Origin of the sequence: Citrobacter freundii complex sp. CFNIH9, from assembly GCF_002903305.1 — a bacterium.
Lineage (GTDB): Bacteria > Pseudomonadota > Gammaproteobacteria > Enterobacterales > Enterobacteriaceae > Citrobacter > Citrobacter portucalensis.
The window spans coordinates 3,361,829-3,377,518 of sequence record NZ_CP026238.1 but is presented as its reverse complement, the minus strand read 5'-3'; the positions used below and the strand labels follow the sequence as shown (position 1 = coordinate 3,377,518).

Below are 15,690 nucleotides of genomic sequence, written 5' to 3'. Positions count from 1 at the left end.
CAGCGCCGTCCCTTGCCGTCACTGCGCAGCAGAAAATTAATCTGCACGGCCCATATAGCGACGTTCTTCGATATGAATACGGATTTTTTCACCCGCACTCAGATACTCAGGAACCTGGATCACCAGACCGGTGCTCAGGGTTGCTGGCTTGTTGCGCGCACTCGCTGAAGCACCTTTAATCCCCGGTGAAGTTTCAACGATTTCCAGGTCTACGGTCTGCGGCAGTTCAAGCGCCAGCAGTTGGCCGTCCCAGGTCAGTACCTGCATATCCGGCATACCGCCTTCCGGCATGAACAGCAGCTCTTCTTCAATCTGGTCTTTGGTGAAGGTATACGGGGTATAGTCTTCTTTATCCATAAAGATGTATTCGTTGCCATCGACGTAGGAGAAATCAACGCCACGACGGCTCAGAGTGACGGTATCCACGATATCGTCACCTTTGAAGCGCTCTTCAACTTTCAGACCGGTACGCACATCAGAAAAACGCATTTTGTACAGCGTGGCAGCACCACGTGCAGACGGTGATTGAATATCGATATCTTTTACAATCAGCAGCTTGCCGTTGTAGTTCAGTACCATACCTTTTTTAATTTCGTTCGCTCTTGGCATCGAAAAAATCCTGTAGTGGGGAGTGTCTAAAATATCGCGTAAAACTACTCGCGCCGGGGCATTCAGGCAAGCGGAATTCATGCTTTTGCTGGTGCAAAAAAGGTGGTACTGTGCCCTTCCCGCACAATCCGATGGTTTACGATAAAGAGAGTACTGTATGGAATGCCGTCCGGATTGTGGTGCATGCTGCACCGCGCCTTCAATCTCCAGTCCCATCCCCGGTATGCCTGATGGCAAGCCCGCTAATACGCCCTGCGTTCAGTTGGATGAATCCCTGCGTTGCAAAATTTTTGCGTCGCCGCTACGACCAAAGGTGTGCGGCGGTTTACAGCCCAGTGCGGAAATGTGCGGGCGGACGACGCACCAGGCCATGGTTTATCTCATCGAGCTTGAAGCGCTAACCGCGCCTTAAACGTCCTTGATGCGCGCCAGGCACGCGACGGTGGCGACGATCATCACCAGCGCAAACCAGAACACCGCGTGATAGTTCCAAATTTCAGCGGCAATCCCTGCCAGCGATCCGGCAATAATCCAGCCCACGCGAATGGTATTCGTATAGAGGGTGGTGGCTGAACCTGCCTGTCCCGGCATCAGGTCCTGGAAATAGAGCATACCAATCCCGCCGAGAATACCGATGTAAATCGCGTTCAGCAGCTGTAAGCCAAGCAATATCGCCGGAGAGTGAGCCAGCAGCATACCGGCATAAAAGAAGAATCCGGAAACGACGGCAATTCTCATCAACAGACGTTTACCCAGACGCTTTGCAAAATAGCCAGCAATCAGCATGGTTGGGATTTCCAGTCCGGCTGCGGTGCCCATCATGATGCCAGCCAGTTTTTCTGGCAGATGCAGTTCGTTGATGATAAACAGCGGCATATTAATGATATAGAGACTATTGGTTCCCCACATTAATGTGCAGATAACAAACAGCAGCAACGTGTCGCGTCGATTGCGGCGCGGGGCCTCAACTGCGCCTGTCGCGAGAGGCACGTTTTTACTCATTGAGGGTAAAAACAGCCAGACCATTACGCCGCAGACAACAAACGCCACCGCCGCGCTGAGATACATCACCGTAAAGCTGAATCCCATGGCCAGCGCGTAGGCCAGCGGCGGGCCAATTACCCAGGCCAGCGAAACCTGTGCACGTAATATTGAGCTGAACATGACGGCTTCCCGACCTGTGCGGTCGGCGTGTTCACGGGCGAGAGCAAACATTTGCGGGTTGGCGGTCGATCCAAAGCTGCTGAGGAATACCCCGACAAACAGCAAGATAAAATAATTACGGTTCCAGGCGAACAGCACGCAGGCCAGCATCCCCAGCACGCAGCAAAACACAATCAGGTTCTTGCGATCGCCTTTTCTATCTGAACGTCCGGCCAGAAACTGACTTACCAGAATACCGATCACAGCGCTACCGGTAAAAAAGAACCCGACCATGCCGGGACGGGCGTGGACTTCATCCGTCAGAAAAAGGCTGAGCGTTGGCGTCTGCAACGCACCGGCGATACCCGTCAGAAATGCGACAAGCAGGAACGCCGAAGACGTTAAATCAAACGCCTTGGGTGTGGCGGCTACGGGGGTGTTATGCATGTTTTGATATCAATGATGTGAAGAGACGCGGAGTTTACGCCGCTTGTCAGAAAATAAACAGGGAGCCAAATCAAAATCGGCATCAAAAATCAAAATAGCATTTCAGTCAAAAAATGCTGTTTGCTGACGTTGCTGAATCTGACAAGCTGACGGCGTTTTTGCGTCAGCATTTTTTACTCCTTCGCAGAGAAAATGTGCGTTATCTCTAAATTCAGCAAGTAATTTGTCAACTTTACTTGTGTGCTGAAGAAAAAAGAGCAAGACTTCTTGAAACGTTTCAGCGTCATCTTGCCTTAACTGATGGAGTCGGGTGACGCCTTTTTTCTCATGTTGGCTGAATCGTTTCAATTCAGCGGGAGAGGAGAATCATGTTCCAGTTATCTGTTCAGGATATTCACCCGGGCGAACAGGCCGGGAATAAAGAAGAGGCTATTCGCCAGGTTGCCGCTGCCTTAGTGCAGGCGGGTAACGTCGCGGAAGGCTACGTCGATGGCATGCTGGCGCGCGAACAACAGACGTCCACGTTCCTCGGCAACGGTATTGCGATTCCTCACGGTACGACGGACACGCGCGATCAGGTACTGAAAACCGGTGTGCAGGTATTTCAGTTTCCGCAAGGCGTGACCTGGGGCGAAGGGCAGGTTGCTTATGTGGCAATTGGTATCGCCGCAAGCTCTGATGAACACCTCGGTTTACTGCGTCAGCTGACACACGTGCTGAGCGATGACTCCGTCGCTGAACAGCTGAAATCTGCGACCACGGCGGGAGAACTGCGTGCGCTGCTGATGGGTGAAAAGCAAAGTGAACAGCTGAAGCTTGATAACGAAACGCTGTCGCTGGATGTCGTGGCCAACTCGCTGGTGACGCTGCAGGCACTCAACGCGGCGCGGCTGAAAGAAGTCGGTGCGGTTGACGCCACCTTTGTAGCCAGAGCAATCAATGAGCAGCCGATGAATCTTGGTCAGGGGATCTGGCTGAATGACTGTGCTGAAGGCAACGTGCGTAGCGCCGTTGCGGTCAGCCGTGCAGCAACAGCGTTCGATGTACAAGGTGAAGTTGCCGCCCTGTTGGTGACCGTCGCCATGAATGACGATCAACCGGTTGCGGTGCTGAAGCGCCTTGGCGATCTGCTGCTGAATAATAAAGCTGACCGTTTGTTGAAAGCTGATGCGGCAACGGTGCTGGCGCTGCTGACCAGCGATGATGCCTTAACTGATGATGTACTGAGCGCCGAATTTATTGTGCGCAATGAGCATGGTTTACATGCCCGCCCGGGCACCATGCTGGTGAATACGATTAAACAATTTAACAGTGAAATTACCGTGACAAATCTTGATGGAACCGGCAAGCCGGCGAATGGACGCAGTCTGATGAAAGTTGTGGCGTTAGGCGTGAAGAAAGGACATCACCTGCGCTTTACTGCACAAGGTGAAGATGCTGAACAGGCGCTGAAGGCGATTGGCGAAGCCATCGCGGCAGGTCTTGGGGAGGGCGCGTAATGAGCAGACGTGTTGCTACTATCACCCTTAACCCGGCCTACGACCTGGTGGGTTTCTGCCCAGAAATTGAACGCGGTGAAGTGAACCTGGTTAAAACCACCGGTCTGCATGCGGCAGGGAAAGGGATCAACGTCGCTAAGGTTTTGAAGGATTTAGGTATCGATGTCACTGTGGGGGGCTTCCTGGGTAAAGACAACCAGGATGGTTTTCAGCAGTTGTTCAGCGAGCTGGGCATTGCCAACCGTTTTCAGGTCGTGCAGGGCCGTACCCGTATTAACGTCAAGCTGACCGAAAAAGACGGTGAAGTATCTGACTTCAACTTCTCCGGCTTTGAAGTCACCCCGGCTGACTGGGAACGCTTTGTAAATGATTCGCTGAGCTGGCTGGGCCAGTTCGACATGGTGTGCGTCAGCGGCAGTTTGCCAACCGGCGTGAGCCCGGAAGCCTTCACCGACTGGATGACGCGCCTGCGTAGTCAGTGTCCTTGCATTATCTTTGATAGTAGTCGTGAAGCGTTGGTAGCAGGTCTGAAAGCGGCACCATGGCTGGTGAAGCCAAACCGTCGTGAGCTGGAAATCTGGGCCGGTCGTAAGCTGCCGGAAATGAAAGATGTGATTGAAGCGGCGCATGCGCTGCGTGAACAGGGGATCGCTCATGTGGTGATTTCACTCGGCGCGGAAGGTGCGCTGTGGGTTAACGCCTCAGGTGAGTGGATTGCTAAACCGCCGTCAGTTGAGGTGGTCAGCACCGTCGGCGCGGGTGATTCAATGGTTGGCGGTCTGATTTACGGTCTGCTGATGCGTGAGTCCAGCGAACATACCCTGCGTCTGGCGACGGCTGTTGCCGCCCTGGCGGTAAGCCAAAGTAATGTAGGCATTACCGATCGTCCTCAGTTGGCCGCAATGATGGCGCGTGTCGACTTAAAACCGTTTAACTGACAGCAGGAGAGGCATAATGAAAACGCTGCTGATTATTGACGCTAATCTCGGCCAGGCTCGCGCTTACATGGCGAAAACCCTGCTTGGAGCGGCGGCACAGAAAGCACATCTGGAAATTATTGATAATCCGAATGATGCCGAACTGGCAATTGTTCTGGGCGATACGCTTCCTGCCGACAGTTCGCTGAACGGCAAAAAAGTCTGGCTGGGCGACATTGGTCGTGCGGTTGCGCATCCTGAACTCTTCCTCAGCGAAGCTAAAGGCCATGCAAAACCCTACAGCGCCCCGGTTGCAACAGCACCTGTGGCCAGCAGTGGTCCAAAACGCGTGGTGGCGGTGACGGCGTGTCCGACCGGTGTTGCTCATACGTTTATGGCCGCTGAAGCGATTGAAACTGAAGCGAAAAAACGTGGCTGGTGGGTGAAGGTTGAAACCCGAGGTTCTGTTGGTGCAGGTAATGCCATTACGCCGGAAGAAGTGGCTCAGGCTGATCTGGTGATTGTGGCCGCTGACATTGAAGTTGATCTGGCGAAGTTTGCCGGCAAACCGATGTACCGCACCTCTACCGGTCTTGCGTTGAAGAAAACCAAGCAGGAGCTGGACAAAGCGCTGGAAGAAGCAACACCGTACCAGCCAACCGGTAAAGCGCAGACTTCAGCAACCGAAAGTAAGAAAGAGAGCGCGGGGGCGTATCGTCACCTGCTGACGGGCGTCTCTTACATGCTGCCGATGGTGGTTGCTGGCGGTCTGTGTATTGCACTCTCGTTCGCTTTTGGTATCGAAGCGTTTAAAGAGCAGGGTACACTGGCGGCGGCGCTGATGCAGATTGGCGGTGGTTCAGCCTTCGCGTTGATGGTGCCGGTACTGGCAGGTTATATCGCGTTTTCCATCGCTGACCGTCCGGGTCTGACGCCGGGTCTTATCGGCGGTATGCTGGCGGTAAGCACCGGTTCCGGCTTTATTGGCGGGATTATTGCTGGTTTCCTTGCCGGTTATGTGGCGAAGCTTATCAGCACGAAGCTGAAACTCCCGCAGAGTATGGAAGCGCTGAAACCGATCCTGATCATTCCGCTGTTCTCAAGCCTGGTGGTTGGTCTGGCCATGATTTACCTGATCGGCAAACCGGTGGCGGGTATTCTGGAAGGTTTGACTCACTGGCTGCAAACCATGGGTACGGCCAATGCGGTGCTGCTTGGCGCGATTCTTGGCGGCATGATGTGTACCGACATGGGTGGTCCGGTTAACAAGGCGGCGTATGCTTTCGGTGTGGGTCTGCTGAGTACGCAAACTTATGCGCCTATGGCAGCCATCATGGCTGCGGGTATGGTACCTCCGCTGGCTCTGGGTCTGGCAACGCTGGTTGCGCGTCGTAAGTTCGACAAAGCGCAGCAGGAAGGCGGTAAAGCTGCTCTGGTACTGGGCCTGTGCTTTATCACCGAAGGGGCAATCCCGTTCGCTGCCCGTGACCCAATGCGCGTTCTGCCTTGCTGTATCGTTGGTGGTGCGATTACCGGGGCTATCTCGATGGCGGTGGGTGCGAAGCTGATGGCGCCACACGGCGGGCTGTTTGTCCTGTTAATCCCAGGCGCAATCACGCCGGTGTTGGGATACCTGCTGGCAATTATTGCCGGTACGCTGGTAGCCGGTCTCTCCTACGCGGTGCTGAAGCGCCCGGAAGCTGAGGTTGTGGCAAAGGCGGCCTGATTTAACGTCAATACCAGGGGCAGAGAATTCTCTGCCCCTTTTTTTATGCATTTACCTATACCGTTGCAGCATCGCCACAGTAATCCATCCAGCCTTAATAAAACGGGTCAGGCAATCATTGGCGCAATGATAAAACCAAAGGCAACGCCAGCAATGATCCCACCCAGTCCTGGCAGCATAAATGGATGGTTTAAGACATACTTGCCCACGCGCGTTGTCCCTGTGGTGTCGAACTCCATTGCCGCCAGAGAAGTCGGGTATGTTGGTAGAACAAACACCCCGGTTACCGCCACATAGGAGGCCAGAATTGCCCATGTAGGCACGCCGAGCGCAACGGCCAGAGGGATGATCAGCGGCGTGGTGGCGCCTTGCGAGTAGAGAAGCGCGCAGGTACCAAACAGCACCAGTGCCAACAGCATGGGATAAGCCCGTAGAATATCGCCTGCGATATCCTTAATCTCCGCTAAGTGGGCATCAATGAAGGTCGTTCCCAGTGTAACAATCCCGAGAATGACCGCCAGTGAACTCATCCCTGATCGAAACGTGGATGTCAGGACAATAGCATCGGTTGAAGTTTTGCATAACACCACCATCAGGCAAGCGGCAGCCAACATACAGATAATGATGATATCCCGGGTATTCATTGGGTTGCCTGCATCGAATCCAGGGCGTAGCTGCGGGCAGGCGGCAAGAATAACGATGACGACCGTTGCCAGCATAAACAGGGCGACTGAGAGTTTGGCACCCGGCGTAGTGCTGTTTTGCCCTTCATATTTACGCACTAATCCTTTTTGCAGGCGTTCCAGATAGACTTCATCATCCTGTAGCTCGCATCCCTGACGTGAGGCGATAAAAGCGGCGACCATCGCGGCGACAAACGAAGCTGGCAGACATACCGCCATGACCTGAATAAAAGTGATACCGTTGCCTTCCATAATGGTCAGCATAGCCGCCATTGCGGCACTGATCGGCGAACCGGATATCGCCACCTGAGAGGCGACTACGGATCCGGCGAGCGTACGAGAAGGGCGGATACCGGACTCTTTGGCGACTTCGGCAATCACTGGTAGGGTAGAAAATACAATGAACCCTGTTCCGGCCATAATGGTCATCGACCAGGTGATAATCGGTGCAATAATATTGATATATTTAGGGTTACGCCGCATGAAATTACCGGCAACGCGAACCAGATAATCCATACCTCCTGCGGCCTGTAGCGCCGATGCTGCCACGACAACTGTCATAATAATGAGGATAACGTCAACGGGTGGCGAGCCAATTTGCAGATCAAATCCCAACGTTAAAATAGCCAGCCCAAGACCACCGCATAAACCGATACCTATTCCGCCGAGGCGGATACCAAAAAATATTGCACCCAACACGACGATAATTTCTAACCAAACCATAATGGCCTCCGCCAGAGAATAATTTGTTATTAAAATAAGTGGTTGTTTAATGCTTTATTAATCTGGTGACGGCTGTTATTGCGCCAGAAGATGATGTTTGCCAACTCGTTTTTCGTACCATTTAATACCGGCGCGAACTAATGATCCGGTTGAGTCAATATATTTATCTGGATACTTTCTGACTGCGTCGGCAAGAATGACGGGGACTTCAGTACATCCCAGTACAATGATTTGTGCGCCGCGTGAGAAGAGCACTTCAGCCTGTTCATTCATCAGCGTTTGTGCCCGCTTAAGGTCGCCGGCTTTTAAGCAATAAATACTTTCCATGACCTTTTCCTGACCGGATGAATCAGGACTGATGCAGGTTAAACCAAGAGATTCTATGCCTTTTTGGTAGAGTCCCATGTAAAGGGTGGCGTTAGTAGCAAGTAAACCGATACGTGATTTTCCGCAGTTTTTGACCTCATTCATGGTTGTTTCAACGATACTGAGTAACTCTGTATGACAGCACTCTTTTAATTCATTAAACCAAAAGTGGGCGGTATTACAGGGGATCACAATACACTCCGCACCAGCATCTTCCAGTTTGTGCATATAATCACGCATTGCCGGAAGTGGGGAATGACCATGATGCATTAACGCATCAGTTCGGTCTGGAATATCAGGGATGGATGAAATAATTAATGGGATATGTTCCTGATCGCTTTGCGCTGCGGTAAAGGTGACGAATTTATTAAAAAGATCGACGGTTGCAGCAGGCCCCATACCACCAAGTACGCCAATTAAACCTTTCACGATATATACCTCTATTTACCGATTTTTAATATTCAGAGCTGGTGTCTATCTGGTGCTTATGTTTAAGGAAGGTGCGAACAAGTTCCTGATATGAGATCATCATATTCATCCGGAGCGCATCCCAGAGGGACATCATGAGCCATCAACTCACCTTCGCCGATAGTGAATTCAGCACTAAGCGCCGTCAGACCCGAAAAGAGATTTTCCTCTCCCGCATGGAGCAGATTCTGCCATGGCAGAATATGACCGCTGTCATCGAGCCGTTTTATCCCAAGGCGGGCAATGGCCGACGGCCCTATCCGCTGGAGACCATGCTGCGTATTCACTGCATGCAGCATTGGTACAACCTGAGCGACGGTGCCATGGAAGATGCCCTGTACGAAATCGCCTCCATGCGCCTGTTTGCCCGATTATCCCTGGATAGCGCCCTGCCGGATCGCACCACCATCATGAATTTCCGCCACCTGCTCGAGCAGCATCAACTGGCCCGTCAATTGTTCAAGACCATCAATCGCTGGCTGGCCGAAGCAGGCGTCATGATGACCCAAGGCACTTTGGTGGATGCCACCATCATTGAGGCACCCAGCTCTACCAAGAACAAAGAGCAGCAACGCGATCCGGAGATGCATCAGACCAAGAAAGGCAATCAGTGGCACTTTGGCATGAAGGCCCACATTGGTGTCGATGCCAAGAGTGGCCTGACCCACAGCCTAGTCACCACCGCGGCCAACGAGCATGACCTCAATCAGCTGGGTAATCTGCTTCATGGAGAGGAGCAATTTGTCTCAGCCGATGCCGGCTACCAAGGAGCGCCACAGCGCGAGGAGCTGGCCGAGGTGGATGTGGACTGGCTGATCGCCGAGCGTCCCGGCAGGGTAAAAACCTTGAAGCAGCATCCGCGCAAGAACAAAACGGCCATCAACATCGAATACATGAAAGCCAGCATCCGTGCCAGGGTGGAGCACCCGTTTCGCATCATCAAGCGGCAGTTCGGCTTCGTGAAAGCCAGATACAAAGGGCTGCTGAAAAACGATAACCAACTGGCGATGTTATTCACCCTGGCCAACCTGTTTCGGGTGGACCAAATGATACGTCAGTGGGAGAGATCTCAGTAAAAACCGGAAATAACGCCAGAAATGGTGGAAAAAATAGCCTAAATAGGCTGATTCGATGTGTTTGCGGGAAAAAAATCGGCCCAGATCCGCGAAATTTTAATCAGCGAGTCAGCTTGGGAAGAAATGACCTGCTTATTCGCACCTTCCTTAACAGCAGAGTGTCGTGAGGAGAAATGCAATAATGTTTGGTTCAATGCAAAAAACGCATGAGTGTGATGTCTTTTACCACCTCAGCAGGCCGGTAATCAGCCAGAGGCCCGACATTACGCGGTGGGTGAGCGGTCGTGGTCGATGGGTAAAGAAACATGTTAATGTCAAAAACGAAGGTATTATGCAAAAAACGAATCACCAGATGCTGATGTTGAATATCATCTCCGGGAATATTCAGGCATGATGCTTAAGACTAATCGACATATTTAAACATCCGCGTGACAGGCATGAAAAATATCGAGACAAAATGGTTATATGATTTTCTGACGCTGGAAGCGTGTCGTCATTTTTCTCAGGCCGCAGAGGAGCGCAACCTATCCCAACCGGCATTTAGTCGGCGGATCAAGGCGCTCGAATCCGCTGTTGGGGTGCTGCTGTTTGACCGTACGACAAGTCCACTGCAGCTGACGGAGGAGGGTAAGTTATTCCATTCGCAGACCCGTAGCCTGCTACAACAGCTGGAATGCAATTTAGATGAGCTAAGTGGTCACAACCTGCTTGGCGTTCCCAATATCAAAATAGCGGCGGCACATTCTCTGTCGCTGACGATGTTGCCCAGATTAGTACATTCAATGTCGGCATGGGGCGAGGAGTTTGTTTACCACGTCGAAGCGATTGACGTAGTCCAGGCGGTGAATACGCTGCGCGAGGGGAAAAGTGATTTTATTATCTCCTTTCGCGATGAAGACTTAATGCAGTCACCTTTCTGCGGCTTGAAGGTTTTTGAGTCTGAGCTCTATCCCGTCTGTGCTGCGGATGCACAGGGTAAGGCGTTGTTTGATATCTATCAGCCGCAGGTGCCGATTCTGAACTATACCAGCACTTCCTACATGGGAAGATTGGTTAACCGTCACCTGGCGGAGGTGGGCAGTATTTCAGCGCGTACGCTGTTTATGTCTTCGATGAGTGAGCTATTGAAGAATATGGCATTGGATGGTCATGGTATCGCCTGGCTGCCAGCGTGGACGATCGTGAACGAACTACGGGATAAGCGCCTGGTTTGTCTGGACACGCCGGAGTTGATGGTGCCAATTCAGGCCTATATTTACCGAATGGATACCCGTTTGAATAAAACGGCTGAGCATTTCTGGCGGATTTTGTACAACCATATGCCAGAGGATCTGGTTACGCTCACTTGATACGCGCCAGCTTGTCTGGCGCGCGGTGATCGTTACGCCACTGCTTTTTCTGTTTGCTGGGCTTTCAGCCAGGCGATCTCTTCGGCCCATATATCCGGATTAATGGTTTCCAGTACCAGCGGAATACCGTCAAAACGATTATCCTGCATAATCCAACGGAAGGCATCATGGCCAATATTGCCTTCACCCAGGCTGTGATGACGGTCAACGCGACTACCAAACGCGCTCTTGGCGTCGTTCAGGTGCATACCGCGTAGATACTTGAAACCGACAATGCGTTCAAATTCCGCAAACGTCTTTTCGCACTCTTCTGCGGAACGTAAATCGTAACCCGCCGCGAAAGCGTGGCAGGTATCAATACAAACGCCAACACGGGACTTATCTTCGACGCCGTCGATAATGGCGGCCAGGTGCTCAAACTTGAATCCCAGATTACTACCTTGTCCGGCGGTATTTTCGATAACTGCCGTCACGCCCTGGGTCTGAGCGAGGACGATGTTGATGGATTCGGCAATGCGCGCCAGACATTCATCTTCCGGGATCTGCATCAAATGGCTGCCCGGGTGAAAGTTCAGCAGGGATAAGCCCAGCAGTTCACAGCGTTGCATTTCATCAAGAAACGCATCACGCGATTTTTCCAGCGCATCGCTGACCGGGTGACCGAGGTTAATCAGGTAACTGTCGTGAGGCAGGATTTGTGCGGAGGTGTAGTGGTACTTCTCGCAGGCAGATTTGAAATCATCAATGATTTCGGTGGTTAGCGGTGCAGCACGCCACTGGCGCTGATTCTTGGTGAACAGGGCGAATGCGGTCGCTTCGATTTCTGCGGCTCGAATAGCGGCGTTAGCCAGACCGCCAGCGGCGCTTACGTGCGCTCCGATATATTTCATAAATTTAACCCGCCATACTCAAATACAAAAAGGGAGAGTATAGCGGGTTAATGGAGGTGAGTCGTGATCGTTTATGCCATCAGGGCGTGGACAGCGACGTTAATCGCACCACCACCGACAATCAGCCAGACAAACAGCAGCAGGGCCATCAGTAACGGTTTGGCACCGGCTTTTTTCAGTGCGCTAACGTGAGTGGTTAACCCCAGTGCAGCCATCGCCATTGCCAGCAAAATGGTATCCAGCGTTACCAGCATGTTCACAACCGACTGCGGCAGCAGGTGGAACGAGTTAAAAATCGCGACCACAATGAACAGGATGGCAAACCATGGAATAGTGATTTTGCTTTTCTCACCGCCCGTAGCCGGAGACAACTGTTTAACGCGTGCGGCCAGGAGGATGAGGAACGGTGCTAGCATCATGACACGCAGCATTTTGGCAATAACCGCGGCGTTTTCTGCATCCGGGTTAATGGCGTGCCCGGCAGCCACTACCTGTGCTACTTCATGCATGGTGGAACCAATGTAAATGCCGTAGGTTTCTGGGCTAAACCAGTGTGCCAGCAGCGGATACATTGCCGGATACAGGAAGATAGCGATGGTACCGAAGATCACCACGGTGGCGACAGCGACGGTTACCTTACTGGCTTCCGCTTTCACTACCGGCTCGGTTGCCAGCACGGCGGCGGCACCACAAATGCTGCTCCCCGCACCAATCAGCCAACTGGTGTGGCGGTCCAGACCAAACACTTTCTGCCCCAGGAAGCAGGCAATCAAAAAGGTACTGCTCAGTGTTAACACATCAATCACGATACCGCTGACGCCGACGTCAGCAATTTGCGCGAAGGTGAGGCGGAAGCCGTAGAGGATGATCCCCAGACGTAATAAATGTTGTTTAGCAAACAGCACGCCGCCGTCACAGCTTTTCCAGATGTGCGGATAGACGGTGTTGCCGAGGACCATCCCCAACAAGATTGCTAAGGTGAGGGCGCTGAACCCGGCACCTGCGACGGCGGGAATAGATCCACCCCATAAGGCGACCCCAGTGATAACTGCACTCAGGGCAAGCCCCGGAATAAAATGCCACGCTGTACGACGATGAGTCTGCAAGGTGAGTTCTGTCATATCCTTCTCCTTTATCTGGGTAAAAGAGTACGGCGAAGTGGTTTAAAAATAAAATTGATTATATATTTATAATTAATCTCTATAAGTGGTAAGTAACGGATATCCGGTGGAAAACGACTATGCATATCACCTTGCGGCAACTTGAAGTGTTTGCTGAGGTACTAAAAAGCGGTTCAACGACCCAGGCGTCTGTCATGCTGGCATTGTCGCAATCGGCGGTGAGTGCGGCACTTACCGATCTGGAAGGGCAACTCGGCGTGCAACTGTTTGACCGCGTCGGCAAACGGCTAGTGGTCAACGAGCACGGGCGTTTGCTCTACCCGCGAGCGTTGGCGTTACTTGAGCAAACGACCGAAATCGAACAGCTTTTTCGCGAAGATAATGGTGCCATTCGGGTCTATGCCAGTAGCACCATTGGTAACTATATCTTGCCTGCTATGATCGCCCGCTATCGGCAGGATTTTCCTGATTTGCCGCTCGAGCTGAGCGTGGGTAACAGTCAGGATGTGATCAATGCGGTGCTGGATTTTAGGGTAGATATCGGACTGATCGAAGGGCCGTGTCACAGTACTGAAATTATCTCTGAACCGTGGCTGGAAGACGAGCTGGTGGTGTTTGCCGCACCGTCGTCACCGCTCACAAAGGGGCCTGTTACGCTGGAACAGCTGGCGGCTTCGCCGTGGATCCTGCGTGAGCGAGGATCCGGTACGCGTGAACTGGTGGATTACCTGCTGTTGTCTCATCTGCCGAGATTTCAGATGGCGATGGAGTTGGGTAACTCAGAGGCCATTAAGCACGCGGTACGCCATGGTCTCGGGATCAGCTGCTTGTCGCGTCGGGTCATTGCGGAGCAGCTGCAGGCGGGAACGCTGAGCGAAGTTCCCGTGCCGCTGCCGCGTTTAGTCCGCACTCTCTGGCGCGTGCATCACAGGCAAAAACACATCTCCAATGCCATTACGCGATTTTTGCATTACAGCGACCAGGTCGAGCTGGGCGAATAGGGCGCTTACAGTCGTAAGGTCATCTCTTTATAGAACGGCGGTTATATCTTAACCGCTGTGCGCCGCAAATTTTCTGCTTTACTTATAATCCGCGGCCAGTCATGAAGGTCTCTTATAACAGCGTATTTGTGCCGGAAGAATGCCATTTCGTCTGCTACAATCGCGCCTCATTTTTTGGATGGATAGCATTTTCACATGGTTTCCGAAACTAAAACCACAGAAGCGCCCACGCTACGTCGTGAACTGAAGGCGCGTCACCTGACGATGATTGCCATTGGAGGCTCCATCGGTACAGGTCTTTTCGTTGCATCTGGTGCAACTATTTCTGCAGCGGGTCCAGGCGGCGCGTTGTTCTCTTATATTCTGATCGGTCTGATGGTGTACTTCCTGATGACCAGCCTCGGTGAACTGGCTGCCTATATGCCGGTTTCCGGCTCGTTTTCCACCTACGGTCAGAACTACGTAGAAGAGGGCTTTGGCTTCGCGCTGGGCTGGAACTACTGGTACAACTGGGCGGTAACGATTGCCGTTGACCTGGTGGCCGCACAGCTGGTGATGAGCTGGTGGTTCCCGGACACGCCGGGCTGGATCTGGAGCGCACTGTTCCTCGGCGTTATCTTCCTGCTGAACTACATTTCCGTTCGCGGATTTGGTGAAGCGGAATACTGGTTCTCACTGATCAAAGTTACCACCGTCATTATCTTCATCGTGGTTGGCGTGATGATGATTTTCGGTATCTTCAAAGGTGCTCAGCCGGTGGGCTGGAGCAACTGGACGACCGGTGATGCACCGTTTGCCGGTGGTTTTGCTGCGATGATTGGCGTGGCGATGATAGTCGGCTTCTCCTTCCAGGGGACAGAGCTTATCGGTATCGCGGCTGGCGAATCTGAAGATCCTGAAAAGAACATTCCACGTGCGGTACGTCAGGTATTCTGGCGAATCCTGCTGTTCTATGTGTTCGCGATTTTGATTATCAGCCTGATCATTCCGTACACCGATCCAAGCCTGCTGCGTAACGATGTAAAAGACATCAGCGTTAGCCCGTTCACGCTGGTATTCCAGCATGCGGGTCTGCTGTCTGCGGCAGCGGTGATGAACGCAGTTATCCTGACGGCGGTGCTGTCGGCAGGTAACTCCGGGATGTACGCCTCCACGCGTATGCTTTATACCCTGGCATGTGACGGTAAAGCGCCGCGTATTTTCGGCAAACTGTCTCGTGGCGGCGTACCGCGTAACGCGCTGTATGCGACCACCGTGGTGGCGGGGCTGTGCTTCCTGACTTCAATGTTTGGCAACCAGACCGTGTATCTGTGGCTGCTGAATACTTCCGGGATGACGGGCTTTATCGCCTGGCTGGGGATTGCTATTAGCCACTATCGCTTCCGTCGCGGTTATGTGCTGCAGGGTCATGATGTGAAGGACCTGCCGTACCGTTCTGGCTTCTTCCCGCTGGGTCCGATCTTCGCCTTTGTGCTGTGCCTGATTATCACCCTGGGTCAGAACTACGAAGCGTTCCTGAAAGACAGCATTGACTGGGGCGGCGTGATGGCTACCTATATCGGTATCCCGCTGTTCCTGATTATCTGGTTTGGATATAAGCTGACCAAAGGAACCCGTTTTGTTCGCTACAGCGAAATGAAATTCCCGGGTCGCGTGAAGAAGTAATTCTTAA

General features: G+C 52.5%; 15 protein-coding genes. 9 read left to right on the top strand and 6 right to left on the bottom strand.

The window, feature by feature from the left end; all coding sequences use genetic code 11:
- Positions 1-36: 36 nt before the first annotated feature.
- Positions 37-609, bottom strand: coding sequence for an elongation factor P-like protein YeiP (gene yeiP / locus C2U43_RS17345; protein WP_003027452.1), 573 nt, complete (start codon positions 607-609; stop codon positions 37-39).
- 157 nt (positions 610-766) lie between these two features.
- On the opposite strand from yeiP, the gene C2U43_RS17340 reads away from it, so the two are divergent.
- Positions 767-1,021, top strand: a complete 255-nt coding sequence (locus tag C2U43_RS17340) for a YkgJ family cysteine cluster protein (RefSeq protein ID WP_008785278.1) — start codon at positions 767-769, stop codon at positions 1,019-1,021.
- On the opposite strand, the gene setB is transcribed toward C2U43_RS17340, so the two are convergent.
- The gene (gene setB, locus C2U43_RS17335) at positions 1,018-2,199 is read right to left on the bottom strand and encodes a sugar efflux transporter SetB (protein ID WP_103285553.1); all 1,182 of its coding nucleotides are present in this window, start codon (positions 2,197-2,199) and stop codon (positions 1,018-1,020) included. The two genes, C2U43_RS17340 and setB, sit on opposite strands and share 4 nt — an antisense overlap.
- Before the next feature lie 368 nt (positions 2,200-2,567).
- Between setB and fruB the strand changes: the two genes are divergently transcribed.
- From fruB to fruA, 3 genes are read left to right on the top strand one after another with little or no spacing between them, the layout of a single operon-like run.
- Positions 2,568-3,698, top strand: coding sequence for a fused PTS fructose transporter subunit IIA/HPr protein (gene fruB, locus C2U43_RS17330; protein ID WP_103285552.1), 1,131 nt, complete (start codon positions 2,568-2,570; stop codon positions 3,696-3,698).
- Positions 3,698-4,636, top strand: coding sequence for a 1-phosphofructokinase (fruK, locus tag C2U43_RS17325; RefSeq protein WP_003834544.1), 939 nt, complete (start codon positions 3,698-3,700; stop codon positions 4,634-4,636). The genes fruB and fruK overlap by 1 nt, the downstream gene beginning before the upstream one ends.
- Before the next feature lie 16 nt (positions 4,637-4,652).
- Positions 4,653-6,341, top strand: coding sequence for a PTS fructose transporter subunit IIBC (gene fruA, locus C2U43_RS17320; RefSeq protein ID WP_048215908.1), 1,689 nt, complete (start codon positions 4,653-4,655; stop codon positions 6,339-6,341).
- 107 nt (positions 6,342-6,448) lie between these two features.
- Here the strand turns inward: fruA and C2U43_RS17315 are convergent, their stop codons facing one another.
- Both C2U43_RS17315 and C2U43_RS17310 read right to left on the bottom strand, forming a co-directional pair.
- Complete coding sequence (locus tag C2U43_RS17315; RefSeq protein ID WP_008785273.1) at positions 6,449-7,747, bottom strand: anaerobic C4-dicarboxylate transporter; 1,299 nt, start codon at positions 7,745-7,747, stop codon at positions 6,449-6,451.
- A 75-nt stretch (positions 7,748-7,822) separates the two neighbouring features.
- Complete coding sequence (locus C2U43_RS17310) at positions 7,823-8,542, bottom strand: aspartate/glutamate racemase family protein (RefSeq protein ID WP_103285551.1); 720 nt, start codon at positions 8,540-8,542, stop codon at positions 7,823-7,825.
- Between the two features lie 134 nt (positions 8,543-8,676).
- Between C2U43_RS17310 and C2U43_RS17305 the strand changes: the two genes are divergently transcribed.
- The 3 genes from C2U43_RS17305 (at position 8,677) to hypT (ending at position 11,006) form a co-directional block, all read left to right on the top strand.
- Positions 8,677-9,657 carry an IS5-like element ISKpn26 family transposase gene (locus C2U43_RS17305; RefSeq protein WP_000019450.1) on the top strand — a complete coding sequence of 327 codons (981 nt, stop codon included), beginning with the start codon at positions 8,677-8,679 and terminating at the stop codon, positions 9,655-9,657.
- Positions 9,639-9,824: a hypothetical protein gene (locus tag C2U43_RS30100; RefSeq protein WP_327003499.1), complete on the top strand. Its 186-nt coding sequence runs from the start codon at positions 9,639-9,641 to the stop codon at positions 9,822-9,824. The genes C2U43_RS17305 and C2U43_RS30100 overlap by 19 nt, the downstream gene beginning before the upstream one ends.
- Positions 9,825-10,094: 270 nt before the next feature.
- The gene (gene hypT, locus C2U43_RS17290; protein WP_020996669.1) at positions 10,095-11,006 is read left to right on the top strand and encodes a hypochlorite stress DNA-binding transcriptional regulator HypT; all 912 of its coding nucleotides are present in this window, start codon (positions 10,095-10,097) and stop codon (positions 11,004-11,006) included.
- 32 nt (positions 11,007-11,038) lie between these two features.
- Here the strand turns inward: hypT and nfo are convergent, their stop codons facing one another.
- The gene (gene nfo / locus C2U43_RS17285; RefSeq protein WP_032944004.1) at positions 11,039-11,896 is read right to left on the bottom strand and encodes a deoxyribonuclease IV; all 858 of its coding nucleotides are present in this window, start codon (positions 11,894-11,896) and stop codon (positions 11,039-11,041) included.
- 71 nt (positions 11,897-11,967) lie between these two features.
- Positions 11,968-13,017, bottom strand: coding sequence for a YeiH family protein (locus C2U43_RS17280; RefSeq protein WP_008785269.1), 1,050 nt, complete (start codon positions 13,015-13,017; stop codon positions 11,968-11,970).
- A gap of 119 nt (positions 13,018-13,136) precedes the next feature.
- Between C2U43_RS17280 and yieE the strand changes: the two genes are divergently transcribed.
- Positions 13,137-14,018 (top strand): DNA-binding transcriptional regulator YeiE, encoded by an 882-nt coding sequence (gene yieE, locus C2U43_RS17275; protein ID WP_003834519.1) that lies wholly within the window; start codon positions 13,137-13,139, stop codon positions 14,016-14,018.
- 195 nt (positions 14,019-14,213) lie between these two features.
- Complete coding sequence (gene lysP / locus C2U43_RS17265; RefSeq protein WP_003834517.1) at positions 14,214-15,683, top strand: lysine-specific permease; 1,470 nt, start codon at positions 14,214-14,216, stop codon at positions 15,681-15,683.
- The last annotated feature ends 7 nt before the right edge of the window (positions 15,684-15,690 follow it).

Bases quoted from the DNA above. Each gene is read 5' to 3' on its own strand.
- nfo (WP_032944004.1), bottom strand. From the start codon at position 11,896: ATGAAATATATCGGAGCGCACGTAAGCGCCGCTGGCGGTCTGGCTAAC.
- yieE (WP_003834519.1), top strand. From the start codon at position 13,137: ATGCATATCACCTTGCGGCAACTTGAAGTGTTTGCTGAGGTACTAAAA.
- hypT (WP_020996669.1), top strand. From the start codon at position 10,095: ATGAAAAATATCGAGACAAAATGGTTATATGATTTTCTGACGCTGGAA.
- fruK (WP_003834544.1), top strand. From the start codon at position 3,698: ATGAGCAGACGTGTTGCTACTATCACCCTTAACCCGGCCTACGACCTG.
- lysP (WP_003834517.1), top strand. From the start codon at position 14,214: ATGGTTTCCGAAACTAAAACCACAGAAGCGCCCACGCTACGTCGTGAA.
- setB (WP_103285553.1), bottom strand. From the start codon at position 2,199: ATGCATAACACCCCCGTAGCCGCCACACCCAAGGCGTTTGATTTAACG.
- fruB (WP_103285552.1), top strand. From the start codon at position 2,568: ATGTTCCAGTTATCTGTTCAGGATATTCACCCGGGCGAACAGGCCGGG.
- yeiP (WP_003027452.1), bottom strand. From the start codon at position 609: ATGCCAAGAGCGAACGAAATTAAAAAAGGTATGGTACTGAACTACAAC.
- C2U43_RS17280 (WP_008785269.1), bottom strand. From the start codon at position 13,017: ATGACAGAACTCACCTTGCAGACTCATCGTCGTACAGCGTGGCATTTT.
- C2U43_RS17315 (WP_008785273.1), bottom strand. From the start codon at position 7,747: ATGGTTTGGTTAGAAATTATCGTCGTGTTGGGTGCAATATTTTTTGGT.
- C2U43_RS17305 (WP_000019450.1), top strand. From the start codon at position 8,677: ATGAGCCATCAACTCACCTTCGCCGATAGTGAATTCAGCACTAAGCGC.
- fruA (WP_048215908.1), top strand. From the start codon at position 4,653: ATGAAAACGCTGCTGATTATTGACGCTAATCTCGGCCAGGCTCGCGCT.
- C2U43_RS17340 (WP_008785278.1), top strand. From the start codon at position 767: ATGGAATGCCGTCCGGATTGTGGTGCATGCTGCACCGCGCCTTCAATC.